Source organism: Nitrosomonas sp. Nm34 (assembly GCF_900113925.1).
Lineage (GTDB): Bacteria > Pseudomonadota > Gammaproteobacteria > Burkholderiales > Nitrosomonadaceae > Nitrosomonas.
Genome location: NZ_FORD01000099.1, coordinates 1 through 5,717, shown reverse-complemented (window position 1 = coordinate 5,717; position 5,717 = coordinate 1). Strand labels below are relative to the sequence as shown.

Annotated in this window: 9 protein-coding genes and 1 pseudogene; 9 read left to right on the top strand and 1 reads right to left on the bottom strand. The window is 42.0% G+C overall.

Annotated elements, in window-relative coordinates; all coding sequences use genetic code 11:
* From BM283_RS19720 to BM283_RS17005, 7 genes are all read left to right on the top strand, one after another.
* Window positions 1-181 (top strand): hypothetical protein (locus tag BM283_RS19720; RefSeq protein WP_217646590.1); only part of this gene is annotated, 181 nt, incomplete at its 5' end.
* A 253-nt stretch (window positions 182-434) separates the two neighbouring features.
* Window positions 435-737: a GIY-YIG nuclease family protein gene (locus tag BM283_RS17025; protein ID WP_090695259.1), complete on the top strand. Its 303-nt coding sequence runs from the start codon at window positions 435-437 to the stop codon at window positions 735-737.
* 3 nt (window positions 738-740) lie between these two features.
* Window positions 741-914, top strand: a complete 174-nt coding sequence (locus BM283_RS19115; RefSeq protein WP_175492212.1) for a hypothetical protein — start codon at window positions 741-743, stop codon at window positions 912-914.
* A gap of 119 nt (window positions 915-1,033) precedes the next feature.
* Complete coding sequence (locus tag BM283_RS17020; protein ID WP_090695256.1) at window positions 1,034-1,414, top strand: hypothetical protein; 381 nt, start codon at window positions 1,034-1,036, stop codon at window positions 1,412-1,414.
* A 23-nt stretch (window positions 1,415-1,437) separates the two neighbouring features.
* Entirely contained in the window at window positions 1,438-2,142 is a 705-nt protein-coding gene (locus BM283_RS17015; RefSeq protein ID WP_139225330.1) for a hypothetical protein, read from the top strand.
* 409 nt (window positions 2,143-2,551) lie between these two features.
* Window positions 2,552-2,731: a hypothetical protein gene (locus BM283_RS19715; protein WP_217646589.1), complete on the top strand. Its 180-nt coding sequence runs from the start codon at window positions 2,552-2,554 to the stop codon at window positions 2,729-2,731.
* A 701-nt stretch (window positions 2,732-3,432) separates the two neighbouring features.
* Window positions 3,433-3,711: a hypothetical protein gene (locus BM283_RS17005; protein WP_217646588.1), complete on the top strand. Its 279-nt coding sequence runs from the start codon at window positions 3,433-3,435 to the stop codon at window positions 3,709-3,711.
* 165 nt (window positions 3,712-3,876) lie between these two features.
* Here BM283_RS17005 and BM283_RS17000 read toward each other — a convergent pair whose 3' ends face one another.
* Window positions 3,877-4,293 carry a hypothetical protein gene (locus BM283_RS17000; protein WP_090695252.1) on the bottom strand — a complete coding sequence of 139 codons (417 nt, stop codon included), beginning with the start codon at window positions 4,291-4,293 and terminating at the stop codon, window positions 3,877-3,879.
* Between the two features lie 132 nt (window positions 4,294-4,425).
* Here BM283_RS17000 and BM283_RS16995 point away from each other — a divergent pair, with 132 nt between their 5' ends.
* The gene (locus BM283_RS16995) at window positions 4,426-5,274 is read left to right on the top strand and encodes a transposase (protein WP_090695250.1); all 849 of its coding nucleotides are present in this window, start codon (window positions 4,426-4,428) and stop codon (window positions 5,272-5,274) included.
* A 29-nt stretch (window positions 5,275-5,303) separates the two neighbouring features.
* A pseudogene (locus tag BM283_RS20235) lies at window positions 5,304-5,491 on the top strand (IS1595 family transposase); the annotation flags it as partial.
* Between the last annotated feature and the right edge of the window lie 226 nt (window positions 5,492-5,717).

Sequence of the window (5,717 nt, the reverse complement as noted above, 5' to 3'; positions counted from 1 at the left end):
GCTTGTTATAAATCGATTCTTGAAGCAGAATCTTCTCCAGCTTCGACCAGTACTCATCATTGAGCATTATTCGGGGCATCGCAAACTCGTTTTGTTGGTGGTATGGGAACCCCAATATTACGAGTTTGTTTCTACCTATGAAATACTTATCTTAAAACGTCAACAGACCCTAGGTATATAAAATTGCTTGGCTCGATAACCGCGATGCCTAAGTTTGAGTTAGTCACGCCCCTAATCCAAAAGACATGATCTATTCATCATATTTGTAGATCTAACAAAGTTTGTTATGATGAAAGTTAAATCGATGTAATTATATAAAACATAAGGAAATAACATGCAACTCACCGTGTTAGATGTCATTTTTGACGTAATATATTGCGTCATTTCGGAGGTCTAATTCTAGTTAGACGGTCAAATTTGCTTTGGCATCGAAAATGAAATATCAAGAATTGATAAATCACTTAACTGACTTGCGTGTATTATTAAGTGCAAAATTTGAAGAGGTCGTGTTTTCCGAGCATTTCGTTCCTGCTGAAAAGCCGGTTATAGGTGATTGGGTCGATCAGAGAAACCTTCCTGTTCCGGTCAAAGGTGATGGCGTTGGTAGCAAATCCGGCATTTATTTCATAACCTCGGAAGACCAAGAAGTTCTATACATCGGAAAGGCAACAACGAATAATCTTCACGAGAGAATATGGGATCACCTTCAAACACCAAAAGTTTTAGATAATGGATAGAGGGTGTTCCCAAATAATAAATTTCAAGCGGGTATAGCAAAAAACTATTCTCAGTTGATTAGCGACGGGAAGGTAAAAATCGGCATTATTGCAATTCATCCAGCAGTGGCTACTTCATTAGTTGAAGTATATTTACAAACAATTCATTTGCCGCCGCTATGCAAGCAAATTGGGTAACCTGTCTAACCCTGCGCTAAGCGGGACACGCCAAAAAGCGGCGCGCCCCTTAGCTTCACGTTAGGGGGTCAGGTAAAGCTACGCGGATGTTAAACTTCACGAAATGAATGGTCAGATATATGGGTGCGGCCTTTAAATATATCGATATACACTCCTTACAAAAGATTCTCGGTAACTATTACCCAGACAATCTGTTTTCATTTGCCAAGCATCTCGACGCTTGGCTGGTTGGCATCAATGATCACACGGATGTCTCTTCTAATGAAGAGAAAGCAATCCCAGATCGCCTGCTAGCCCATAACCTCAACAAGAAGAATCGCCCGAGCTTTAGCCTGTTGAATTTGGATGTAAATGTTGTTCATACAGTTGAACTCGGAGTACAAAGGGCGACGACTGCTATACAGCTTCGATTTAAAGATGCGCCAGATAAGAGGCGCAAAGAAGATCAGCGTGTAGTTTTACATATTCTCATCAAGTATCCTGATCTACTCATTGGCTGATTAGCATACCGATGCAAGCCATTATGAAAGGTTGGGGAGATGTTGAAAGCGGATATATGGGATATTCTCATAGCATCTGCTTTTTTGATGAGAATGGAATTCCGTTGTCAGGCGAAAGTGAAAATGGAATCCCACTACATCAACACTTCTACTACGGAGTGACAAACAGGAATTGGCTTAAACGAATGGGAGAACATCTTTCGGAAGTTAGAAGCGGTAGCAACAAGTCCTTTCACAAAGCGTGGCGTGAATACCAAGGACGTGCGGACGTTGGCCTCTCCTCGGAGTTGGTGGTTCTTAATCTCTCTTATAAGGAGGTAATGGACTGGGAAGAACTAATGGTTGACGAATGCATGGCCGCAGGAAATTCACTAAATATGATACCGGGCGGATTTAAGGGCTTAAAATTTCTCCACGAGCATCGTATTACGGATCGATTAGGCATCTCTCTTGAAGAGAGGGAAAGGGCCATTAACGACTTTTCCAAGTCCCATCCAAGACTCGGAGTGCCAAACCTTATAGTCGCTGATCTCTGGAAAGATGAAGAATACGCTACAAGGATCATATGTGGTGCTCCTGGTCGGTTAAGCGTCCATCAGATACGAGAGATTAGGCGCTTGAACAAAATCGAAGTTCCGATTGAAAGGATAGCAGAAATTGTTAAAGCAACTTCAATCGGTCAAGTCACAAGAGTAGTCGAGGGCCATACGTACACAAGGATTCATTAGCGCAATATGGGCGTGTCTACGAAAAAAATTGGGGTCACCCATTAGCCGTCCTAAGTCAAGAGCACGCATACCCACGGGGTCAGGCCTTACAATTGGCATTCTTACCCTAATATTTTAACCTTCAACAACTTTAAATTTGCATAGAATGCACAGATATGGCAAGACCTTTACGCATTGAATTTGCGGGGGCGCTGTATCATGTGACAGCGCGGCAACGCACGGGAAAATATCTATCACGATGATATTGATCGTCAACAGTTTTTGCTGTTGCTACAGAACACAGTCATCGTTATGACTGGTATTGTCATGCCTATTGTCTCATGGACAATCACCAACCATTGGGGCAGGCCTTACAATTGACATCATCACCCTAATATTTTAACCTTCAACAAGTTTAAAGTTACATAGAATGCACAAATGGCAAGACCGTAAACTCAACCCTGAACAATCACTCACCGACATACCCAGAAAGCAAACACAAGCCCCCATCAAACCATTAAGCTACTTTGCTGATTGCTATACAATCCGTGATGAAGGCATGGTTCAGGCATATTTAAGCGGACACTATACGCTCGCTCAAGCACAGTAAGTCGGGCTGTGAAACAGGCGGAAAAGAGAAAGCGGGAATGTCAAATGTAAGGTCTGACCCTGAGGACCGATCTGTGGCTCATAGCCTCGGAATTACCCATCGCACCGTCAATCTCTCTGCTGGTGTAGAGGGTTGGAACGTTGAGGCGAGCACAACTCGCCAATCGTTGAGCTCCAGGCCGCTCTCGGACAAGAAAATAAGTTTCAACTGTTAATGCAGACATAGCCTAAAAATTTCCCTAATTTACCTAAAGCTTTCTAAAATCCACTCAAGGATCGATAAGACAATAAAACAGATTCAAAATACCCAAAATTTGATAATAAAAATGGCATTAGGATAAATCCCACCAAAGCACCAAGAAAAGAGTTAATTATTAAATCTCTAATACCATTAATATGGCAAAAAATAATATAAACAATGGTAAAAATTATTGATGAAATCAGATAAGCAATCATCGCTTTAAAATCTCTAAAAATATCCCTGCTGCCAGCATAATTACAAAAGCTATCGCAAAAAATATGTTGAATAGTGCCCTGAATTAAAAGGGATTGAGACACCGCTAGGTTCTGTTGACATTTCGTAATAATCAGTGAGAATTTCCCCCCATTTTGGAACACCTATGGGGCCAGGCCTTACAATTGATATCACTATCCTAATATTTTAACCTTCAGCAAGTTTAAATCTATATAAAGTGCACAGATATGAAGCATCTCAACGGCACTTACACGCAATATTTCAATCGGCAGCATCAGCGTGTTGGCTACGTGTTTCAAGGCCGTTTCAAAGCCATTTTGGTACAGAAAGATGCCTATCTGCTCGAATTGGCGCGTTATATTGCCTTGAACCCGGTGCGGGCACAGATGGTGCGAAGTGCCAAAGCGTGGCGCTGGAGCAGTTACCGCGCAACCGCTGGATATGAAAAAAACGCTGCCTGTTTAACTACTGAATGGATCCTCGCTGAAATAACTGAGCAATATTAAAACTTGGACGTAAGAAAACCGCTTCTCTATCGGGCGCGGTTATCCGCCTATGAAAAAAGTGTGTTCAGCACCTGGACAGGATATATCCGTATTGATCAGTAGTGTCAAATGATGATAATGACAGAATATATCTTGATAGAGTGACAATCAGCGGTATCAACCAGTTTATTTCGATAACTCAATATCAACTAGCTTGTTTATTTCTGGCGAGATAGTTTTTAGAAGTATGTCACCCTGTCCATTATCCAAGCCTGCTTTTTCGAAGATTTCACTCGTTCTGTCAGAAAATGATTCGTCAGAAAAAAATTGACTTGGCGGATATCCTCTAGCTTGCGAAGCTGTTAATTCAATATACTTTGATGCTAAGTCAATATAGCTACAATAAAGCATTTCCTCTGAAAGTCGAGAATAACACCTCGCTACTTTCTCAATCATGCCATATACCCTGTGTTTTTTGTAACCGGCAACTGCTTCCTGTGATGCTTTAGCCATTTCTTTTGTAATATCTTGAGAAAATTGAGCATATACTGAAGACATAAAAGCACAAATTACTATAAACAGGATTATTTTTATCGTTCTCATATTCTCATTTCCTAGCTCGACCTTTGCCTATAGCAGCCCTTAAACCCAACCCTTAGGGTCAGGCGTTACAATTGACATCACTACCCTAATATTTTAACCTTCAACAAGTTTAAATTCACATAGCATGCAAAGATGGCAAGACCTTTACGCATTGAATTTGCTGGAGCGCTGTATCATGTGACAGCGCGCGGCAACGCACGGGAAGATATTTATCATGATGATATTGATCGTCAACAGTTTTTGCTGTTGCTACAGAACACGGTCAATCGTTATGACTGGTATTGTCATGCCTATTGTCTCATGGACAATCACTACCATTTATTAATTGAAACCAATTCTCCCACCCTGTCCAAAGGAATGAAGTATCTCAACGGCACGTATACGCAATATTTCAATCGGCAGCATCGTCGTGTTGGCCACGTATTTCAAGGTCGTTTCAAAGCCATCCTGGTGCAGAAAGATGCCTATCTGCTGGAACTGGCGCGTTACATTGCCTTGAATCCGGTGCGGGCACAGATGGTGCGAAGCGCCAAAGCGTGGCGCTGGAGCAGTTATCGCGCAACCGCTGGATATGAGAAAAATGATGCCTGTTTAACGACTGAATGGATCCTCGCTAGATTTGATAAAACAAAGCGTGTCGCGCAGCAACGCTATCGAGATTTTGTTAGGGCTGGCAAAGAGCAACCCTCCCCCTGGCAGCGGTTGAAGAACCAGATTTATTTAGGTGATGATGATTTTGTCAATGATATGCAGCGTAAACTCAACACTGAACAATCACTCACAGACATACCCAGAAAGCAAACACAAGCCCCCATCAAACCATTGAGCTATTTTGCTGATCGCTATAAGAGCCGTGATGAAGGCATGGTTCAGGCGTATTTAAGTGGACACTATACGCTCGCTCAAGTAGGTGAGTATTTTGGCGTGAGTTATGCTACCGTCAGTCGGGCTGTGAAGCAGGCGGAAAAGAGCAAGCGGTAGTGTCAAATGTAAGGCCTGACCTCGAGAATTACGTGCGAGAAGAGCATTGTCGCATTAATGGCATTGAGTTATTTCAGATTTCACCAAACTGCACTTAGCAAAGTTTAGTGGGGTATCAGCTAACTTTTAACTGCATTTAAAGGAACCAGAATTGCGCTGGAGAAATAAACTTGATGAGCTTGCCAAGGATCTTTGGCAGCTCATCAGATATAATTAGCTCTGCTAGTCTAGAGCTAAGAAGATTATTCTGCCTCCCTAATCTAACATCAAAAAAGATGACGCATCCCTACCGTCCATGTACTACGATCGCGATCAACTGGGCTATTTTTATCTATTACATTAACTTGCTGATAACCGCCAAATAGATTGGTACGCCTGCTCAAGTGATAAAGTGCGCCAATAGTAAAACTTTTTGCTTTACGGCTTTCTAAAATATCAGTGTT

Coding starts and splice junctions, on each gene's coding strand:
- BM283_RS17005 (WP_217646588.1), top strand. CDS start 3,433: ATGAAGCATCTCAACGGCACTTACACGCAATATTTCAATCGGCAGCAT.
- BM283_RS16995 (WP_090695250.1), top strand. CDS start 4,426: ATGGCAAGACCTTTACGCATTGAATTTGCTGGAGCGCTGTATCATGTG.
- BM283_RS17015 (WP_139225330.1), top strand. CDS start 1,438: ATGAAAGGTTGGGGAGATGTTGAAAGCGGATATATGGGATATTCTCAT.
- BM283_RS17020 (WP_090695256.1), top strand. CDS start 1,034: ATGGGTGCGGCCTTTAAATATATCGATATACACTCCTTACAAAAGATT.
- BM283_RS17025 (WP_090695259.1), top strand. CDS start 435: ATGAAATATCAAGAATTGATAAATCACTTAACTGACTTGCGTGTATTA.
- BM283_RS17000 (WP_090695252.1), bottom strand. CDS start 4,293: ATGAGAACGATAAAAATAATCCTGTTTATAGTAATTTGTGCTTTTATG.
- BM283_RS19715 (WP_217646589.1), top strand. CDS start 2,552: ATGCACAAATGGCAAGACCGTAAACTCAACCCTGAACAATCACTCACC.